The following is an 18,312-nucleotide window of genomic DNA, read 5'->3' on the forward strand; positions in this document are numbered from 1 at the left end:
TATTTTTAAATTACGCCAATAATGCCAGAGCACTGTATAAATTACCAGTACAAAAAAACAAAAATGCCCACGTACTAGGTGGGCATTTACAGGAGCATGTTAGTTTAAGCTTACCCTAGGGCACGTACTAATCCTTGGGTGTTTTGTTTAAGTGTTCGGGCAATCATTAAATAACCTAAACCAGCCACAAATACGCCGCCAGCTACCGGCCCAATAATCCATATATGTGGGTGTAGCTTACCGGCTAAATCAAACATTTGTTGCTGCACAATTAAAAGCGCTATATCACTAAAAAATGCGGCAACTAAACCGGCTAAACCACCGAGTAATAAAAACTCATACAGGGTCGCGTTTTTAATTAATCGGCTTTTAGCCCCAAGCGTTCTAAGTATTACAATTTCTTGCATACGCTCACCTAAACTAGCTTGCACTTGCGATATAAGCACAAGCGCCCCACACAGCACAACAATAGCCAGTACAAAGCCAATGGCGAGAGAGACTTGCGATATAGTTGTTTGTATTTGCTTAACAAAGTTATCAATATCAATGGCTGTAATAGTAGGGTAAGTACGTAATAACTGACTAAAGTCACGTTTTTGATCTGGATTTATACGTACCGACGAAATATACGTCGCGGGAAAATCTGCAAGTACATCTGGGCTTAAAATAATAAAAAAGTTAGGTTTAAGCGTGGCCCAATTAACTTTGCGCACACTGGTGATTTTAGCGTCGAACGACTGCGAACCAATTAAAAATGTAAGCGTATCGCCTATCTCAACATCTAAACGCTCAAGCATCGACTCCTCTACTGAGGCTTCAGCCATCGCATTTTCACCAAACCACGTGCCTTGTGTTACTTCATTTTGATCAGGCACATTTTTAAGCCATGTTAGATTTAGCTCACGACCAATACCTGCACGTGCTTCTTCGTCTTTTTTCTCGTTGTCTTGCAGCGATACAGAACGTGCTACCAACTCGCCGTTCACCGCATTTACGCGCCCACGAATAGTTGGATAAAACTCTGATACCTGAATGTCTTTTTGAGCTAAATATTCATTAATTGGCTCAAGCTCATTTTGCGTAATATTAACTAAAAACGCATTAGGCGCGTCGCTTGGAAGTTGCGACTGCCAATCAGCAATCATGTCATTTTTAAGCACAACTAAAAACAGAAGCAGTTTAATGGCTAACGAAAAACTAATAAGTTGAACAGCATTTACATTGGCGCGTTTTTGAATAGACGCAATGGCCAACGACCAACTATTACCTGGTTTTAAACCCAGTTTTCGGCCACCACCAAAAATAAGCTTCGATATTAAAAACAACACGCCAATTAAGGTAAGTGTGGTTATAAATAAGATAAGCGTTATTTTTATGTTGTTACTAAATAACCACATTAATAAAAACACGGTTAGCGCACTCATACCTAAATGCACACGGCTTACTGCCAACTTGTCGCCTAAGTTACGGCGCAGCACTCTAAGAGGTGGAATATCAAATAAATCAAACAACGGCTTAATAGAAAACATAACAGCACAAATTACGCCAGTACTAATAGCCACCAGCCACGGCTTAAAACCACCTAAAGGTAGCTCTGTGCCCATACTTTTTGATAAATAACTTGTTGCTATTTCTTGCAAGCCATAACCAATTAATAGCCCAATACTTACCGCCATTGCACACACAAGCAATAAATGAAGCATGTATATTTTGCGGATCATTGAGCGACTACCGCCCAATGTTTTCATCATTGCTACTGGGTCGTATTGACGTTCACAATAACGTTTTGCTGAAACAGCTATAGCCACTGCAGCCAAAATAATACCTAATAGGCCGGCAAGTAATAAAAAGCTCTCTGCGCGGTTTAAACTGTTTGAAATGGGTGATTGGCGGTCTTTAACGCCATACCATTGTTGGTTTTCTTTCATTTGTGGTTTAAGCCACTCGTAAAAGCTATTTATGTCGGCCTCACTACCGGCATAAAGTTGGCGGTAATAAACTCGGCTACCCGGTTGCACAACTTCGGTTTTTGCCACATCGTCAATATTAATAAGCACACGACGGCTGCTTGAAAACACATTAAATGGCGCATCAGGTTCTTCTACAATAACCTTTGAAACATTAAATAATGCAGCGCCAAGTTCTACTTGCGCACCTATATCAATGTTTAAACTATAAAATACCGACTCACTTAGCCACACATTACCAGGCGCTGGCCCGCTATTGGCAACTTTAGTTTCACCGGTTAGGGTATCTTTAACTTTTAACTGCCCTTTGAGCGGGTATGCATTAGATGCTGCTTTTACTGAGCTGAACTGCATTTCGTCATTGGCAAACAACATAGTGTCGAAATACACCATTTGCGCCGTTTTTAAATTTTGGCTCTGTGCTTGAGTAATAAAAGCGGTGTCCAGAACATGGTCGCTTGCAAGTACACGGTCTGCTGCAATAAAAGCACTGCTTTTTTGCGCAATACTTTGCCCTATTCGCTCAGTAACCATCGACAGTGTAAGCACGGTTAAAACAGCAAGGGCGATAGCTGCGCTTATAACAGTGAGCTCACCACGGCGAAATTCTCGTGAAAATAATTTAAGCGCTAACTTAACCCACATTAGCAACGTCCTCTACTTGGCTTTTTACCAGTAAACCCGCTTCTATTTGAATAATGTGCTCACATTTTTGTGCAAGCCCTTCATCATGAGTTACTAAAATAAGCGTAGTGCCGTGTTGCGTGTTTAAATCAAATAATAAGGATTCAATCATTTTACCGTTTTTGCTGTCTAAATTAGCCGAAGGCTCATCAGCAAATAGTATTTTAGGTGTACCAATAAATGCTCGCGCAATAGCAACACGTTGCTGTTCACCGCCAGAGAGTTGCGACGGATAATGATCAATTCGATGGCTCAAGCCTACTTTTTCAAGCAAAGCAATTGCTTGCTCTTTTGCATCACTTTCACCAGCGAGCTCTGCTGGCAGCATAACGTTTTCAAGTGCTGTTAAGCTTTGTACTAACATAAACGATTGAAACACAAATCCAATTTTAGCCGCGCGCAGTGCAGCACGCTCTTCTTCATCTAAATTGTGTAATGGCTCGCCATCTAAAAATATTTCGCCGCTGCTTGCGGTATCCAGCCCCGCTAATAAACTGAGTAACGTTGATTTACCAGAGCCCGACGTGCCAACTATAGCAACAGACTCGCCATGCTTGACATTAAAGCTGATGTCGCTGAGGATGGGCAGCTCACCTTCAAAGGTAGAGACTACTTTAGACAAACCATTAACCTGAATTATATTTAATTGAGAAAGCGCTGACATATGACTCATTCAATCCTTCGTTTAGTAATCATTTTATTTTTAGTTATCAAACCGCTGAGCGCAGCAGCCGACAACACGATTTTAATACTCGGTGACAGTTTAAGCGCAGCCTACGGACTTCAACAAGAAGAAGGCTGGGTAAAATTGTTACAAGATAAATACGATGACGAACAAGCCGACATTGAACTTATCAACGCCAGTATTAGTGGCGAAACATCTGGTGGAGCCCTACGCCGTTTAGATGCATTGCTTGAGCAATACGAACCCACTCATGTACTTATTGAGCTAGGTGCTAATGACGGTTTACGTGGTTTCCCAGTTAAAAAAATGCAAACTAACTTAACGTCTCTTATTCAAAAAAGCCAAGCAGCTAATGCGATGACCGCCTTAATGGAGGTTTACATTCCCCCTAATTACGGCCCGCGTTACAGTAAAATGTTTACTGACACTTTTTCGCGCGTTAGCGAAGAGACAAATGCGCATTTAATGAACTTTTTTATGCTAAACATTGCCGGCCAACCTGAATTAATGCAAAACGATAGTTTACACCCTAACAAAAAAGCTCAGTTATTAATACGCGATGAGATGTATGACTCGATCAAAAAGTGGTTAAATAAAGACTAGCCAATTAATACACCGCAAGAGTGCCTTTTTAGGTCTCTTGCATAATAAACACCCAAACAAACAATCGCTTATTGATTTTTAAAAAAATACACGTACTATTGCATACAACGTCGGTATGTGGCGCAGCTTGGTAGCGCACTGTCATGGGGTGGCAGGGGTCGAGAGTTCGAATCTCTCCATACCGACCAATTAATTTATTTAAATATTAAGTACTTATAATTTAAATAAAACACATATTGCTACACGCACACTAAATATTATTAATACATGTAGCATATATGTAGCTTCACTACTTACAGCTAATTCAGCTCTCTCATATGTAGTTATTAGATAAATAACTTTAATATGTAACATCATGCCCTATCTTATTTCCTAATACCCTGATGTGCAGCATAATTAACATATTTCTAGTAGATGTTTATATTTAGCAACAGCTTGTCGAGTCATTCCTATTTCGTTGGCTATAAGCACCTGTGAAGGCTTTTTCCCTTCACTTTGTATCTTCGTCATTGCTTTAGTAATTTTTTCCTCTGTGTTTATTCTACGTGCTTTGTGTGTAAACTTAGCCCCCTGCTGTTGAGCAAGTTTTGTAGTTACGATCTTAATTTGCAGTAAAAATAGTCCGGCTCTCCCACGGTTATTTGACGATCTATATTTAAACCAAGTGAAATTAGCCACACTCTTAACAATCCCTTTCAATTCGGAGTGGTTTAATGGGTGGGTTTTAGGAAGATCTGACGAACTGAACTCATTACACGACTGAGCAATATTAAATAAATGACTTTCCCATTGCTCATATGTCCAATTCTCTTTCGCATAATTAATGCGTTCATATGCTATGAATCTGAGTTCATGAAATACCATACAGTTTCGCGACTCAGCGACCAAAGACCAATCAAAGTCATATCGGCGTTTTTTTGTCACCTTTGTTAAATAATTATTTAATTCATTTAGACTGTATTCATGTGCATGAAGGAAAGATGTATTCCAACTCGAATTTAAAGGATTTTTACTCAAAGGGCCGTAATAGTCTGCATCAGCGCCTAATTGCAATGTCATCCCCTTTTTTACATCATCTAAAAACCTGACTGGTTTTTCACGCGATGCATTTGATGAAGGTACAAATTGAACTGCATAAAATAGATGCGCGCCACCAACTACTTTAGAGCTATCAGCTCGGTCTAGACCACTTACAATTATATTCGGTGGCGGTAATAACTTATCTTCCCAGCTGAAAGTGTTTTCATCATCAATGTCAAAAACCAACCAAAACACGATGTTTTTAGGGTTTATCTGAATATATTTATGAGTTTTTAACGCTAACTCACCATACCGATAACGTGCTTCATGTTTTATATCTGCACTAAGTGTTCTAGGTGGTGTGGTTTGAAATAATCTTTGTGTTAAAAGCAACTGAGCACACTTATTCTCAACCACTAATGGCTGTAATGCTGAATTCATAATAAAAATACCTATGTCAAAAGTAATCAACATGGCAGGCAAGAAGTGTAATTTTTTATGCCTGCCATATTAGCAAGCTATGTGTGGTCACCATACTTTCGAAGCCAAGTATCTAAAGTCGACTTTTCAAATAGTAGTTTGTTACCTAACTTAATACTTTCAGGCGAAAGTTTTTTAGCCAACTGCTGATCCCCCGCTTTTAAAGCGGCTTTACTTTTATTACGAATATTATAAATATGTTGAGTAGAACAGCTTAAATAAGCAGCTGCTTGTTGAGCGGTAATATATCCAGGCATAACAATCTCCAATACGTTAAAGAAGCGAAGAAATGCGCCACATAGATATGGCTTAATTGCATACACATACGTGTATGTACCTCGTTACGTATTGAAGGCAGCCCGTAAGCGCCTGTTTTTTCACTGTGAAAGTGATAGGTAGAATGTTCTGAACTTAATTAAATAGAGAAATTTCTTCGCGTTATAAATAAGCATATAACATATGCTTATTTATAAATTTAAATCACTTAGGAGTATAAATCAAGGAGTTTAGTCTCTAACGGGTATTGGGCTTTATAACACTCTATTTATAACCACCGTTTTTGAATGTAGCCCAAGTTTCCAAATTTAGGCTTATATTCACTGTAGTAGTTTTCACGAAATACTTTATCCGCGTCTTCCCTATCTATTAAACCGTTTTCAAGTAAATACATTAAAGCAATAGATGGGCTTCGAGATTCACCCAAGCTGCAATAGATAAATACTTTTTCTTCATTGTCTAAAGCTCTTTTTATAAAGCCTAACGCAGGATCGATCATTTCATTACTTACATATGCAGGGTTATCACCATCAATTATATTTAAATAAATCGCTTCCTCCGTTTCTTTGAATAAGTAGTAAGGGTTATCTTTGTTGCATCCCCTGCCACTCCAACCAACAACAGATTGGTGGGTTACATAGCCATTTGCTCTGTTTAAAGCACAAACAATTTTCATACCCTTTGATTTAGCAAGCTCATATTCTTCTTTAGTACCTACATAAATATCAAAATCGCCAATTTTTTTCATAATAAATCCCTTTAAATTTTGTTTGTGCCGTTTAATGAATTACTGAACGATGGGTTTTCAAACTATCACTACAATCATCACAAAGCATAAGCATCCACTTAAACACTGATTGAACATGTGCCTCAGGATAGTAATTATCGCGTCTTTTCACTTTTTCTGATCGATTATAAAACGATGAAAAAGACTCTAGCTGTATATCCCAAACCTCTGATTGCTCATTACTATAATCGTAAAACATGAAGTCTAAGGTAAGTAACTCACTAAGCACTTGTGCTTCATTAAGCTTACTTAAGTTATTTCTAATCGATAATAACTTATCACGGCTATTATCTTGGCCTTGCAGTTTAATATATAAAAAATCAATCGCGGGTAAAAATGCATAAACATTAAAATTAATCATAAAAAACTACGCAGCTTTTCAACTGCGTAGCCTGTATTTTGTGTAAAAACCCACCTAACAATTGCACCTAACAGAGTAGCTGTCAAAACTATTTGTAGAACTCACCACGGCTATGGGCGTCTCGCGCTTCTTGCTCTGTGTAGCTATCGCCATAATGATCGACATTTCCAGTTCCATCATTGTATTCATCTATGAACTTATCTTGCTCAGACTTATCATCAACATCCAGTAAAATATCAACCGTAACGGCTCCTATAAACTTAACTGCTTTCCACAACATTTGCTTCACTCGCTTCTATCTAAGTATTCCTTAGTATCGTGAACACATTAAAGCTAAGAAACTCTTAGTTTTCAAGTTAAGAATTAAATATAATGAAAACGAATGATGGTTCACCGTTTCCAAAACGGCTAAAAGAGGCAAGACTAGCAAAAGGACTTTCGCAAAAAAAACTAGGAATACTGGCGGGAATGGATCAGTTTGCGGCTTCGCCTAGAATGAATCAGTACGAAAAAGGCGTGCATTCACCCGACTTTCAAACAGTGCGAGCACTAGCTAAAGTATTAGAAGTGCCAACAGCATTTTTTTATTGTGAGGAAGAAGATATAGCTAATGCTATACTAAATTATAAATAAAAAGCTCATTAAATTAGTAAGGTATAGACATTTACCTTGCTGTTAATACTTGCTTACAATAATGTATAAGCCATTAAAAATAAAAAGAAGTGACAGGTATGTTTACTAGTAAATTTGAAGATTTATTGAATAAAGAGAAATCTTACTTATGGTCAAAGACTGCTGAAATTGAAGAGAATTTAAGGAAACTAGAATCAAGTCTCCGCGAGGATTTTATAAAATCAGGTACCGAGCTGCAAAAAGATGCTAACTATTCTTCTCGAAAAGTGACCGAATATAAAAATAAATCAAATAAATCAAAACAACTCGCTGAAGAAGCTGCTAAAGAAAGTATTAACTTACTTGATAAAATAAAAAAATATCACTCCGAATCTGAATCAAATAATAAACAAGCACAAGTTCTTCTTGAAGATGCTCGTGAAGCGGTTAATTATCTAGATGACTTAAAGCAAAAAACTACAAGCATTCATGATCAGATAACTGATCAATACGATACTTTATCTATACTTCCTGAGAAATTCTCTTCACTTGAAGAAGACCTTAATGAGCTAGAAGAAAATATAGGTACTGCTGAATCGAATACCCAAAAAATAAAAAGCCTACTGACACAATCGATTAATCATAAAAACAAGTTAACAGAAATTTATGAAGACTTTTATGGCTATGAACAAGAAGACGAAGAAGGAGAGGTTCATAAAGAAGTTGGCAAATTAGACAAACTTGAGTCTGAACATTCTCAAATAAAATCTGAATTAGAAATAACTAAAGAGGATTTAACCGAGCTTTCTAAATCGGCCTATCAGCGACTAGATCAACAGATCGATAACAATAAAGCTGATATTGACATTTTTATTTCTGAAAAGGAGGAAACCATAAAAGGAATTGAAGAAAAAATCAAATCTTTACTTCCTAATGCACTTACCGCAGGTCTAAGTCATGCTTATGAAGCAAAAAAGCTTGATGAAGTTAAAAACCATGAGCAGCTAAATAAGTATTTCTACTACAGCATCATTGCTATGGTCATTGTTTCCCTAGTACCTGTTATGCTCTCTGGAGTATTACTGTGGCAAGGTAAAGAGCTAACTGAAGTTATTCTAGATTCTCCAAAAATGTTTATGAGTGTATTGCCTATATATTTACCTTTCCTTTGGCTAGCATTTTCAAATAATAAAAAAGTTAACCTATCTAAGCGTTTAATTGAAGAATACACCCACAAAGAAGTTCTTAGTAAAACATATGAAGGCCTTTCGACACAAATCCAGGGCGTCAAAGATCAAGAAGCTTCTTCTGAGTTAAAAACAAAACTTCTATTTAATATATTGGAAATTAATGCTGAAAACCCAGGTAAATTGATTTCCAACTACGATAAGAGTGATCATCCTCTCATGGAAGCATTAGATAGAAGCTCTAAATTAACAGATTCGATTGAACGTTTAGCCAAAATACCAGGATTTAGCCGATTAGCATCCAAGCTTAGTGAAGGTTCACAAAAAATAATTAAGGAACAAGAAATTAGAGTAAATCAAGGATTAGAAGTCTCTGAGTCTTTGAAAGAAGATAAAGCTTCACCTAATCAAACAAATTAGCCATAGAAATATTGATAGTAAAAGTATTACTGAAACTATTTAAATATAAGTGTATTGGTTTGCTTTTTGGTAAAATATAGTCAAAAAGCAACCAAGCTTAATATATTTCTACCGCTTACAAATAAGCGACAACCAACGAAACTTCATCGGATATCATAAGGGTTTTCTAATACCTTACTTCTACAAATGAGCTAAAACCAATTTTAATAGAGGCATCATGAGCAATAGCCTCTCTTTAAACATTGGGGCTTCGCCCCTGTCCCCCGCTATGTCGAAGCAGAAAATCGGCTTACACATAGCGGGGGACAACACATTCATACTCTTATACGCAGGTTTTATTTGCAGATTGAAAAATATTTCTAAAGTGGTAATCTTATTGCTACTGAAGCTCTAACGAGCCAGAAAAAAACAGGCGCTATTCTGCTGCCTTCAACACGTAGTAACGAGGTAAATACTATCTTTTCAAAGGTAGTAACCAACCAAAAACGGCGCACTCCAGCTGCTGACAACACGTAGAAATGAGGTTAATAATCAGGCGAGATCAGTCCGAGCCTTTCGCATATGCGAAAAACAGGGGCGAATAGGCTTAAGTGCCGCTGAGCTTTATTGCCAGTCAATCTTACAACCTTAATACGACTGGAGTCATACCATGAAATTCGATGCCCTAATCGAAGTCCAAAAATTAAAATTTGAAAGTAAGTTAATCGCAGGAAGCCGTAAAAAAACATCTAAGCTTGATAAACATAAATTCGAGCTAATAGAAATTTACAAGCAAGGGTCAAACATTGTCGAGCTTCAGCGCTGGCTAAAGCGTAAAGGTATCAATGCTCATTGGTCAACAATTCAAAGATGGATTAAAAAACATGGCTAAATTTGCGAAACCAAAAACTCAAGCACACAATGTCATAAAAGGGCTTACAAAAAGTAAGCTTATAAAGTCTCTTGGAACTGCCAGAAACTACGAGCAATCACTTAACACCGTTGCCTCTTGGGCTAAAGATATTGGCATAAACGGTATTCAGGCAATGACCATCGATCAAGCACTCAATTATTTAGATTACCGTAAAGAAATAGTGGGTCAAAAGTCACTGGATATGGAGCGCCAAGCTATACAAGCAATGATGAGGCTAAACGGCAAACTTAAAGATAAGCAAACACTCCCTGTTATTAAATCAATTAATCAGCAAATTCTTAAATCACGTTCCTACACCACAGAGCAAGCACAAATAATAAGTAAGCACCAAACGTCTAAATATTCATTATCAACACAAATAGCACTCTCTTCGGGGCTTCGTGCGCATGAATTATTGACCATAGCCAAAGTTGAAGAGCGCAAAGCAGATAAACGGCCAGCTTTTGATTCAAAATGGTCTGGTAGAAACGGTGTACTATATACAGTGACAGGCAAAGGAGGCTTAACACGCGAAGTCCTAATACCTCACGATTTATCAGCTAAATTAGAACTTCGTAAACTTAAACAACCTGCCACTGTTGTTGATAGAAAAATAAACTACTTACAGCGTTACGATATTGGAGGTGGTAAAAAATGGTCTGATTCATTTAATAAAGCATCAAACCGTACGCTTTCATTTTCTAATGGAGCACACGGACTCAGGCATAGCTACGCACAAGAAAGGCTATTAGAGTTGATACTTAACCAGTATCCATATCAAATAGCATTAGAGACAGTTTCACAAGAAATGGGACATTTTAGGCCAGAAATCACTGAGGTGTATTTACGTTAAGTTAAAGCTACCGTGAAGATAGCTTTAATTTCAAGTCTTATCTATTTCTTTGAAGATTTACTAGGTTTTAATCCTGGGGTGTTCCCTGGAGTATTTTTGTTATCACGTCTACGTTTATCAGGTTTGCCAGTTGAATCAGCAATTGGTTTTGGTCCAGGTTTAAGAGCCACAATCGTTATCCTTTCAATTAAGAGGAAGTCCCTCAATTATGAGTATAGCTTTAAACAAAAATTTAGAGGTTGTTATTGATAAATACTTACTTCTTCATTAATTCGAAAAGATACAATTTTGAATGAAATCTAAAAGTAACGTGTTAAGGGTTCGCGTATGTAGTACAGCGTAAATATAATGACTTTAAAAAACTTAATTTGATGCACTCAAACTAGCTAGGTTTCAATTAAATATATCAATTGTACGCCTCAAACGCCCAACTCTTTTCAACTGCCGCACACGTCCTCAGGCATAGCTTCGCTCAAGGAAAAATAATTGAGCTTAATGCATTAGGCTTTAAATATAAAACGGCCTTAGAGACTGTTTCACAAGAGATGGGCATTTTAGACCTGAAATCACCGAAGTGTATCTTCAGTAAGAATTCATAACTAATTGCTATCATTTAATAAAGTGTTGCTACACTTGAAGACAAAATGTACTATAGCGATGAAAATAAGTGTCTATAATAACAATCAACATAAGAAACAAAAAATGACTGCTCACTTTGGCTACCACACTTGTAAATTGGAGAATGGATTCGAGTACATTGTCGAAAACATACCATTTCGCAGTGGTGATGGGGCTAACCAATGGCTCACACAGGGTTATTATTTCTGGACTGACTCTGATTATTGGGCAAAAAAGTGGGGGAAAGCAGGTCGTAGAGCTATAGGGGTATTTAGTTTAGACTTGTGTTTCAAAAAAGAAGTTTTAGATTTAGTCGGTAATGTTGAACACCAATTAGAATTTATTGAACTAAAAAATATAATACTTAATAAACTTGGTGAAGATGAAAAACGTAAAAGTGTAACAGTAAATCAAATATTAAATAAGTTAAAATGTTCTAAAGAAATATTTCCATATTTAGGTGTTAAAGCACAAGATGGAAGGAAGATAGAAAATATTAGTTTTGTAGATTCCCAATTTAATAAAGCGAAACTAGGTTTAATCACACGACAACAGCTTTGCGTTTTCGAGGAAGCAAAAGACCGCGTTGCCTTGTGTGGTTTCATTGAGCCATCAAAGTATGCTGAAAAAATGCCTGCGGCATGAAGGAGATAAGTATGTTAAGTTTACAAGAACGTGTAATATTACTCAAAGAAGAGTTATCTAAAGTTTCTGCTGAAGAATTATACAATGAACTTCAAAGCTATGAAGCTGTTGGTCCATTAGCTTGTGACTTTCTGAGCGATGAGTCAGATACACTTTCACATAAATACTGGAAACACTCCTTCAATAGTTTCCAAGCACATTACAATAATATTCATGATGAAATCACTGTTTTAGAAGTTACATATGTAAAAGATGAAAGAAGCAGTTTTATTTCAGCTTGTAACGATGATGATTACAATAACTGTTTAGCGGCATAAAATGAATATTCAACTACACATTAACAAGGCAAAAGAGATAAATCTAATTGACAAAGACCAAGTTGAGGACTTTGACCAAATTGATGAGTTTGGGTTCCATTATGAACCGAAGTTTTCAGATAAACCATCAGATAAATTTGATATCTTTTTTGCTCTAAGACTAAAAATTAAAAACTCTCATTTACTGTTACTCGAGTATGAATCAACTTTTAAACTTGATGATAAATTTGATGATGAATTTGTTAATTCTCATTTCCCGCATGTGAATGCTCCTGCAATTGCTTTCCCATATATGAGAGCTTTTGTAAGCACTCTTTTATTAAACGCAGGGTATGAACCAATAATGCTTCCAAGCGTTAACTTTTCTGCTATGTACAAAGATATGCAAGAAAAAGATAGTTAATGGAATTGGTGCACATGTTAAATCTAGAACATGTGAACCAAAACCTTTTTTCTGGGCAATAAATATTTTTAATAATGAAACTTGATTTTAGCTAAGCTTTAAAAGCTTATTTCCCCACAAAACTAAAGCAATTCTTCTTTTCTCCATATATTCCTGCATATTATAAACGCCCTGCACACCTTGTAATTGATGATTAAGTATTTTTTCAATCACTATAGGGTCAGTCCCAATATCGGTATCACCTAAACGAGTCGCGACTGTCCTCCGTAAGTCATGAGGTACAAACTTAGGGACTCCCAATTGCTCTAATTTACGGCTTATGGAGCGTGACAATGAGTGCCTGTCAATCGGCTGCTCACCTGGGCCTGATTTATTAGTTGTTGTACTCGGGAATACATATTTTGAGTTGAGATAGCCAAATGCTGCGCGCAGCTCATCAAGCAAAATAACCATATTTTGAGTAATTGGCACTTTGTGGGTTCTCTCGCCATATTTGTTTTGCTTTACTCGCTCTGCTGGGATTGTCCATATCATTTTATCAAAATCAAATTCTTGCCACTGTGCGCCTGTAACTTCTATTGGCCGACAACCTGTTAAAGTAATACATTTCAATGCGTAAATAACTTGCTGGCTAACACCTAGCTTTGGTAAGCGTTCAAAAACTTGAATCACTTCGTCAAACTCCAGTGCTCTGGTTCGAGACTTTTCAAGGCCACCTACGCTTTTCTTTTTAACCGTACTTACAGGATTGCCCTGCATAAGGTCTCGCTCAACACCGAAGTCGAACATTTGTTTTAAAATAGAGAGTGTTTTATTTGCTTGGGTATTTGAACCTCGATCTTTTATTGGATCAAGCACCTTATTAAGAATGTCACGCCGAGTTATCTCTTTGAGTTTATAATTTCCAATAAAGGGCAAAATGTCTTTTTTAAACATTCTCATTACAGGATCTACGTCTTTTCGGTTAACTTTAATGTCTCTTTCAATAAACTCTTGGGCAAGCTCTTCAACGGTTGGTGATGTATCTTCGATAAACTGCTGCTTTAGTGATAGCTGCTTAGTTTCGTATACGTCTTCACCTAAAGCAACTCGCCCTTTTAAGCTTTCAACTTCCTTGCGGACATCTTTTAAATCGCACTCACCAAAGTATCCTAAATGGTAATTACGCTGTTTACCTTTGATGCCACCAAAACGATAATTTAAGTAAAGTACAATTTTACGCTTTTTATCATTTTGTGTTTTACCTACACGTGCATGAAATCCACTTAACTTTGTGTCATTTATCCGTTTAATAGGTTCAGGGACTGAGCTTAATAACGAATCAGTTAATAACATTTTCACGACAGACATATGTAGCACCAAATATTAAAAATAAAGTACATGCAGCATATATGTAGCATCACCCGTATTCAACTACTTAATTCTACTTAGAGCTAACCCACACTAATAAATTAAATTTAAATCATTCATAACAATCAGTTAAATAAAAACTTAGTACTACTTGTAGCTACCTACTTCTACTTTAATCTAATCGTAACTTTTATGGGGTGGCAGGGGTCGAGAGTTCGAATCTCTCCATACCGACCAACTTTAAAAGCCTCAAAGATAATCAGAATCAACCACTTAGCAACACTTTCAGTTACTTCATGCAAGTCCTTCAGAAGCTTTAAATATACTCAAATTTGTGAACGTTCACAAGCCTGTTCACACATTCACATAACTAGTAAATTCTATAAAACTTCTTATATTCCTGTATTAAATCCATTGAAAACCCTAAGTCACCACTTAGTGCACCAGTTATAGCCTGTTGATATAATTGATTAATTTTAGAATCTCGATTAACAGCGTAAGCTACCCAATCAGACAAGTGATTTACATCAATACCTCGATGCTGCTCTTGAAGATAACCCTCAAAGCTGCCCATGAGGCTATCGGTCAGCTGCTCTATTTCTTTCTGAACACGTTCAGGTGTAACACCGTAGCTTTCACTAAGCTCCTGTAGCGCTTCATAGGCTAGTGTATTGCCAGCTAATACGTCTGATACAACATCGCTCGTAACCGCTGAGCCGAGTACGTCTTCAATTTGAGAGGCTGTATTCATTGTCTCAGCATCGTCTATAAGATAAGCGTCAGGGTTGTCGTAGGCTTCATCAGCTTCTTCAGGTTCAAACATTGCGTCAGCGTCTTCAAGGTAGTCTTCAAAGTTACCAGCGTAAATTGATTTGCTTACTAAGCCTGCTTCAATCATGTGGTCTACTTGTCCAGTGATACCATTCACAGTAATCAAGGTATCTGGTTGTATGTCTTCAAACTGTACGGGCTTACCTTGAGCTGTCTTAATGTCTGTCACTGCGTATTCATTGTTAGCTTCTTCAAGGTGTTCTTCATGCTCTAATAGTTGAGCTACTTGCTGTTGTGTTGTAGGGCATAGTTCATCGTAATGAATTGACATAAAGTCCTCCGTATATAAATTAATTAGTTAATTATCAAATGGTTACTGTTAAACCCTAAAGCTGTCAGAGGGTTTTCAAGCCTAGCTTTAACGGTAGTAATGTGATTGGTTAGGTAAAGTAAATGAATAGCGTAGAGCTGCTTATAGGCGGTTATACAAGCATGAAGCACATACCTTAGTAACCACACTAGATAGCTCTTCAGCTTTCTCAGTTTCACCACGTGTTAACGCAGCGAATGCTTCAACAACCACCATGTAGAACTCAACGTCTACCCACATTGCGTATGCGTAGAGTGCTTCGAGTGTTGCTAGGGTCTTAGTGCTAGGTTTCCCGTCTTTATCACGTCCTCCCTTTTCTACCCGCAAATTTGCGGTTTCAAAAAGTTTGTCTTTAGCTTTACCGCGCCAGTCGCTAGGTTGTTTACGGCCTTTCAAACCGAACTTACGGTAAATGTCATTAAGGTCAAACATGCCTTCATCGTTTGAAGTGATAGTTGCTGTTGTGTTGTTGAATGTTAAAGTTACTTCTCGTTGGGCTAAGGGTTTAACGCCTACTTACATTGGATAGGCTTCGAGTTTTGCCTAAGTACCTTTCTGACTTCATTGCGCCATCGGTTAAGCTGCTGCTTCACTCGCTAAGCTATCTGCAAGTTCATTGCCTTCAATACCAGCATGGCCTTTTACCCATGTAACGATAACACTCGGCTTAGACTGCTTGAGGTCATCAATAAGCAACCATAAGTCCTTATTAGCTACTGGCTTCTTACTGGCATTCTTCCAGCCTTTAGCTTTCCAACCGTTAAGCCACTCGTTGTAGCCTTGGCTAATGGTTTTGTTATCTGTGTGGATAACGTCACGGCCATTGCTAAGCTCTAGCCCTTTAATCAGCGCTAACATTTCACAGCGAACATTGGTCGTAGTACTTCCATCTTCAGGCTCAACGCGTGACTTGAAGGTTTCTATAAGCTCACCATTAGAGTTATAAACAGCAACGCCTATGCCTCCCAGCTTACAACCAGTCTGATTGTTAGGTGCGGCTCCGTCTGTATATATCATTTGTAAATTGTTCATTTCAGTTCCTCTTGTAGTAATATTTTAATTAAGCTCTATAAGCCCCTATAAGATCGAGTAAAAGTAAGCAATAGGATTGCTTGGCTTATAGCTGAAGCTCTTCTTATACGATCGCGCAGGGGCAAATAGGATGGTTTCTGTGGTTGATTTACTGATAGGTTTATTTGCTATTTACAAGCTGAGTGCTAAGCATGGTATTGACAGCTTCAAGCTCTTCTTGCATAGCTTCGTGACGCTTAATGCTAACTTTAGCCGACTCGATGTAGCTCTTACATTTATGTATGTGTCGGCTAATTCTTACTTTGTAGTCTGCTTCTGTTTCTTTAATTTGACGTTCACGCTCTGCTTGGCTTGTGCTGTCATCTTTGCGTAACTTAGCCACCTCAGAGGCACATTGCTTCTCCAGCCCTTGTGACGCATCAATTATCGATTGCTCGTTATGTTTGATTGTCTGGTTTTCCATGGTCAGGTTAATGCTATTCAATGAACTGACAAGCTCAGCTCGTCTTTCAATTAGCTTATCTACGCTTGGCTCAATCACTGCAAAGTCTGGGCGTTTAGTGCCATTGGGTAGCTCTAAGCCCTCAGTAGTATCTAACCAGATAGCATCAAGATGTTTGCCTTGCTCTTTCTTGCTCATGAACACCAACTTCCAGTAATGTGAACCTGCAATACCATTAAACTCAGATACAGCGGCTCTTCGATTCTCACTGAGCTGCTTAGCGTGTACTTCAGCTTCACGTTTATCAATGGCTTCTTGCGTGTATTTGATTTGATAGTCATCGAACTTGATGCGAGTTTGAGACGGTGTTAAGCCAGTTAGTTGCAATAGGTCTAAGCAAATAGCCTCTAATGCGTTTACACGGTCGATTAATTTGTTAGTTGTTTCCATTTTTTTACTCATATGTTTATCCTACTAAATATTTTCTGTGAATAGATTTAATGATGCGAAGACGGGTAAGTGACCTAGCGTACTCAGGGTCACCTTTATGCTTAGCTGCAAACACTTCTTTGGAAGCATTAGACAAGATTAAGCGGTTAGCGAAATGGCGATACCACAACGCCACATCGTTCGCTGAGATAAACGCTAGGGTTAATACAGGCTCAAGGATGCTGAGCATCTTCACAGCTCTATTGGCGTTTAATCTGTAGCCCCTTAGATTTCCTTTAGGTGTTTTATGCTTTGGCATTCTGACTCGTCTTAAGCAGCTCTTACGGCACACAAATACAGCAAAGGTCTTTCTGTTTGGGAACAGACTTTTCCTGTTGCTAGCCGTTAGGTAGATGCACAGCCATTGCTTCATTGTCTCCCGTCTGCCTACGCGTTCGACTGAGTGCTTGAGCAGGTAAAGTAGCTGTTGTTTTATTGGCAAGTCACCTAACCTACGATACTGTGATAGTGGTTTAAGGGCTTCAGCTTCATCAAGTAAACGGCTAAATGCTACGTTAAAATCATCTAGCTCAGCTTCTTCATACCATTGCTTTCCCCCGTTAAAGCCTAGCGCTAGCTCTTGGTCATATGAGGCATATCGTCTACTTAATGCTGGTGGCTTGAATGTTGGGTGGCCGTTATGATGCGCGCTTTCTCTATGCTGCTTACAGTACTGTGAGTACTTAGTGTTAAACTTTACATTAGAGCAGCCCCACACCTTACATGTAGCATTTGGCATAGGCTTACACCTCGGCTTTTAAGTACTTATGAAGACACTCGTTGATAATGCTGCTAGCGCTTGACTTGAAGCCTCGTGACTCTTGAAGCAGCTTCTGGTGACGCTTGAGCATTTCAAGATTTGTCTGAGTCAGGTTTACGCGAATGCTTGAGTGCGAAATGACTTTGTATGGTTTGGTTCGGTTTGTCATAAATATTCTCCTGTTTACTGGTTTTTTGTAAAAATAATTAAGCACAATCAAAAGAAGACTCTGCGACTACATGAGGGTGATGCAGCGGAGGAACTGACGAACAAAGTCCTCTCTTTATT

At 38.0% G+C, this 18,312-nt stretch carries 21 protein-coding genes and 1 tRNA gene; 9 read left to right on the plus strand and 13 right to left on the minus strand.

All coding sequences use genetic code 11. From position 1 onward, the window contains the following. Nucleotides 1-110 precede the first annotated feature (110 nt). Nucleotides 111-2,612 (minus strand): FtsX-like permease family protein, encoded by a 2,502-nt coding sequence (locus tag GQR53_RS05095; protein WP_165743057.1) that lies wholly within the window; start codon nt 2,610-2,612, stop codon nt 111-113. After that, nucleotides 2,602-3,315 carry an ABC transporter ATP-binding protein gene (locus GQR53_RS05100; RefSeq protein WP_008137049.1) on the minus strand — a complete coding sequence of 238 codons (714 nt, stop codon included), beginning with the start codon at nt 3,313-3,315 and terminating at the stop codon, nt 2,602-2,604. The genes GQR53_RS05095 and GQR53_RS05100 overlap by 11 nt, the downstream gene beginning before the upstream one ends. Here GQR53_RS05100 and GQR53_RS05105 point away from each other — a divergent pair, their 5' ends adjacent. Beyond that, nucleotides 3,316-3,939, plus strand: coding sequence for an arylesterase (locus GQR53_RS05105; protein ID WP_165743058.1), 624 nt, complete (start codon nt 3,316-3,318; stop codon nt 3,937-3,939). A 111-nt stretch (nt 3,940-4,050) separates the two neighbouring features. Then, nucleotides 4,051-4,127: transfer RNA gene (locus GQR53_RS05110), tRNA-Pro, on the plus strand. A gap of 208 nt (nt 4,128-4,335) precedes the next feature. Here GQR53_RS05110 and GQR53_RS05115 read toward each other — a convergent pair. The 5 genes from GQR53_RS05115 to GQR53_RS05135 form a co-directional block, all read right to left on the minus strand. After that, entirely contained in the window at nt 4,336-5,400 is a 1,065-nt protein-coding gene (locus tag GQR53_RS05115; protein ID WP_165743059.1) for a replication initiation protein, read from the minus strand. A 77-nt stretch (nt 5,401-5,477) separates the two neighbouring features. Next, nucleotides 5,478-5,696 carry a helix-turn-helix domain-containing protein gene (locus GQR53_RS05120; RefSeq protein ID WP_165743060.1) on the minus strand — a complete coding sequence of 73 codons (219 nt, stop codon included), beginning with the start codon at nt 5,694-5,696 and terminating at the stop codon, nt 5,478-5,480. A 287-nt stretch (nt 5,697-5,983) separates the two neighbouring features. Beyond that, on the minus strand, nt 5,984-6,463 hold the full coding sequence (locus GQR53_RS05125; RefSeq protein ID WP_165743061.1) for a dual specificity protein phosphatase family protein: 480 nt from the start codon (nt 6,461-6,463) through the stop codon (nt 5,984-5,986). 31 nt (nt 6,464-6,494) lie between these two features. After that, on the minus strand, nt 6,495-6,863 hold the full coding sequence (locus GQR53_RS05130) for a hypothetical protein (protein ID WP_165743062.1): 369 nt from the start codon (nt 6,861-6,863) through the stop codon (nt 6,495-6,497). A gap of 88 nt (nt 6,864-6,951) precedes the next feature. Beyond that, entirely contained in the window at nt 6,952-7,143 is a 192-nt protein-coding gene (locus GQR53_RS05135; RefSeq protein WP_149592645.1) for a hypothetical protein, read from the minus strand. A 92-nt stretch (nt 7,144-7,235) separates the two neighbouring features. Between GQR53_RS05135 and GQR53_RS05140 the strand changes: the two genes are divergently transcribed. The 7 genes from GQR53_RS05140 (at nt 7,236) to GQR53_RS05170 (ending at nt 12,810) form a co-directional block, all read left to right on the plus strand. Further along, on the plus strand, nt 7,236-7,496 hold the full coding sequence (locus GQR53_RS05140) for a helix-turn-helix transcriptional regulator (RefSeq protein ID WP_149592646.1): 261 nt from the start codon (nt 7,236-7,238) through the stop codon (nt 7,494-7,496). 98 nt (nt 7,497-7,594) lie between these two features. Further along, entirely contained in the window at nt 7,595-9,082 is a 1,488-nt protein-coding gene (locus GQR53_RS05145; protein WP_165743063.1) for a hypothetical protein, read from the plus strand. 649 nt (nt 9,083-9,731) lie between these two features. Beyond that, nucleotides 9,732-9,953 carry a hypothetical protein gene (locus GQR53_RS05150; protein WP_008136222.1) on the plus strand — a complete coding sequence of 74 codons (222 nt, stop codon included), beginning with the start codon at nt 9,732-9,734 and terminating at the stop codon, nt 9,951-9,953. Further along, the gene (locus tag GQR53_RS05155; protein ID WP_165743064.1) at nt 9,946-10,827 is read left to right on the plus strand and encodes a site-specific integrase; all 882 of its coding nucleotides are present in this window, start codon (nt 9,946-9,948) and stop codon (nt 10,825-10,827) included. Before GQR53_RS05150 ends, GQR53_RS05155 begins: the two co-directional genes overlap by 8 nt. A gap of 657 nt (nt 10,828-11,484) precedes the next feature. Next, a complete protein-coding gene (locus GQR53_RS05160; protein WP_165743065.1) occupies nt 11,485-12,090 on the plus strand; it encodes a hypothetical protein in 606 nt (201 codons plus the stop codon). Nucleotides 12,091-12,101: 11 nt separating this feature from the next. After that, nucleotides 12,102-12,407 carry a hypothetical protein gene (locus GQR53_RS05165; RefSeq protein ID WP_165743066.1) on the plus strand — a complete coding sequence of 102 codons (306 nt, stop codon included), beginning with the start codon at nt 12,102-12,104 and terminating at the stop codon, nt 12,405-12,407. A gap of 1 nt (nt 12,408) precedes the next feature. Beyond that, on the plus strand, nt 12,409-12,810 hold the full coding sequence (locus GQR53_RS05170) for a protein-export chaperone SecB (RefSeq protein WP_165743067.1): 402 nt from the start codon (nt 12,409-12,411) through the stop codon (nt 12,808-12,810). A gap of 87 nt (nt 12,811-12,897) precedes the next feature. On the opposite strand, the gene GQR53_RS05175 is transcribed toward GQR53_RS05170, so the two are convergent. From GQR53_RS05175 to GQR53_RS05200, 6 genes are all read right to left on the minus strand, one after another. Further along, nucleotides 12,898-14,160, minus strand: coding sequence for a tyrosine-type recombinase/integrase (locus tag GQR53_RS05175; RefSeq protein ID WP_165743068.1), 1,263 nt, complete (start codon nt 14,158-14,160; stop codon nt 12,898-12,900). 370 nt (nt 14,161-14,530) lie between these two features. Beyond that, the gene (locus GQR53_RS05180) at nt 14,531-15,262 is read right to left on the minus strand and encodes a hypothetical protein (RefSeq protein ID WP_165743069.1); all 732 of its coding nucleotides are present in this window, start codon (nt 15,260-15,262) and stop codon (nt 14,531-14,533) included. Between the two features lie 141 nt (nt 15,263-15,403). Further along, on the minus strand, nt 15,404-15,733 hold the full coding sequence (locus GQR53_RS05185) for a hypothetical protein (RefSeq protein WP_165743070.1): 330 nt from the start codon (nt 15,731-15,733) through the stop codon (nt 15,404-15,406). A 144-nt stretch (nt 15,734-15,877) separates the two neighbouring features. Next, nucleotides 15,878-16,333, minus strand: a complete 456-nt coding sequence (locus tag GQR53_RS05190; protein WP_206013170.1) for an RNase H family protein — start codon at nt 16,331-16,333, stop codon at nt 15,878-15,880. 160 nt (nt 16,334-16,493) lie between these two features. Further along, nucleotides 16,494-17,237: a hypothetical protein gene (locus tag GQR53_RS05195; protein ID WP_165743071.1), complete on the minus strand. Its 744-nt coding sequence runs from the start codon at nt 17,235-17,237 to the stop codon at nt 16,494-16,496. A gap of 4 nt (nt 17,238-17,241) precedes the next feature. Further along, nucleotides 17,242-18,003, minus strand: coding sequence for a hypothetical protein (locus GQR53_RS05200; RefSeq protein WP_165743072.1), 762 nt, complete (start codon nt 18,001-18,003; stop codon nt 17,242-17,244). Between the last annotated feature and the right edge of the window lie 309 nt (nt 18,004-18,312).

It is taken from the genome of Pseudoalteromonas sp. Z9A6, assembly GCF_011378805.1.
Classification (GTDB): Bacteria; Pseudomonadota; Gammaproteobacteria; order Enterobacterales; family Alteromonadaceae; genus Pseudoalteromonas; species Pseudoalteromonas distincta.

Excerpts from the sequence above, each read along its gene's own strand:
- GQR53_RS05115 (WP_165743059.1), bottom strand. The coding sequence starts at position 5,400 with ATGAATTCAGCATTACAGCCATTAGTGGTTGAGAATAAGTGTGCTCAG.
- GQR53_RS05170 (WP_165743067.1), top strand. The coding sequence starts at position 12,409 with ATGAATATTCAACTACACATTAACAAGGCAAAAGAGATAAATCTAATT.
- GQR53_RS05125 (WP_165743061.1), bottom strand. The coding sequence starts at position 6,463 with ATGAAAAAAATTGGCGATTTTGATATTTATGTAGGTACTAAAGAAGAA.
- GQR53_RS05200 (WP_165743072.1), bottom strand. The coding sequence starts at position 18,003 with ATGCCAAATGCTACATGTAAGGTGTGGGGCTGCTCTAATGTAAAGTTT.
- GQR53_RS05195 (WP_165743071.1), bottom strand. The coding sequence starts at position 17,237 with ATGAGTAAAAAAATGGAAACAACTAACAAATTAATCGACCGTGTAAAC.
- GQR53_RS05155 (WP_165743064.1), top strand. The coding sequence starts at position 9,946 with ATGGCTAAATTTGCGAAACCAAAAACTCAAGCACACAATGTCATAAAA.
- GQR53_RS05180 (WP_165743069.1), bottom strand. The coding sequence starts at position 15,262 with ATGTCAATTCATTACGATGAACTATGCCCTACAACACAACAGCAAGTA.
- GQR53_RS05105 (WP_165743058.1), top strand. The coding sequence starts at position 3,316 with ATGACTCATTCAATCCTTCGTTTAGTAATCATTTTATTTTTAGTTATC.
- GQR53_RS05175 (WP_165743068.1), bottom strand. The coding sequence starts at position 14,160 with ATGTCTGTCGTGAAAATGTTATTAACTGATTCGTTATTAAGCTCAGTC.
- GQR53_RS05150 (WP_008136222.1), top strand. The coding sequence starts at position 9,732 with ATGAAATTCGATGCCCTAATCGAAGTCCAAAAATTAAAATTTGAAAGT.
- GQR53_RS05120 (WP_165743060.1), bottom strand. The coding sequence starts at position 5,696 with ATGCCTGGATATATTACCGCTCAACAAGCAGCTGCTTATTTAAGCTGT.
- GQR53_RS05185 (WP_165743070.1), bottom strand. The coding sequence starts at position 15,733 with ATGTTTGACCTTAATGACATTTACCGTAAGTTCGGTTTGAAAGGCCGT.
- GQR53_RS05145 (WP_165743063.1), top strand. The coding sequence starts at position 7,595 with ATGTTTACTAGTAAATTTGAAGATTTATTGAATAAAGAGAAATCTTAC.
- GQR53_RS05095 (WP_165743057.1), bottom strand. The coding sequence starts at position 2,612 with ATGTGGGTTAAGTTAGCGCTTAAATTATTTTCACGAGAATTTCGCCGT.
- GQR53_RS05100 (WP_008137049.1), bottom strand. The coding sequence starts at position 3,315 with ATGTCAGCGCTTTCTCAATTAAATATAATTCAGGTTAATGGTTTGTCT.
- GQR53_RS05135 (WP_149592645.1), bottom strand. The coding sequence starts at position 7,143 with ATGTTGTGGAAAGCAGTTAAGTTTATAGGAGCCGTTACGGTTGATATT.
- GQR53_RS05140 (WP_149592646.1), top strand. The coding sequence starts at position 7,236 with ATGAAAACGAATGATGGTTCACCGTTTCCAAAACGGCTAAAAGAGGCA.
- GQR53_RS05130 (WP_165743062.1), bottom strand. The coding sequence starts at position 6,863 with ATGATTAATTTTAATGTTTATGCATTTTTACCCGCGATTGATTTTTTA.
- GQR53_RS05160 (WP_165743065.1), top strand. The coding sequence starts at position 11,485 with ATGAAAATAAGTGTCTATAATAACAATCAACATAAGAAACAAAAAATG.
- GQR53_RS05165 (WP_165743066.1), top strand. The coding sequence starts at position 12,102 with ATGTTAAGTTTACAAGAACGTGTAATATTACTCAAAGAAGAGTTATCT.
- GQR53_RS05190 (WP_206013170.1), bottom strand. The coding sequence starts at position 16,333 with ATGAACAATTTACAAATGATATATACAGACGGAGCCGCACCTAACAAT.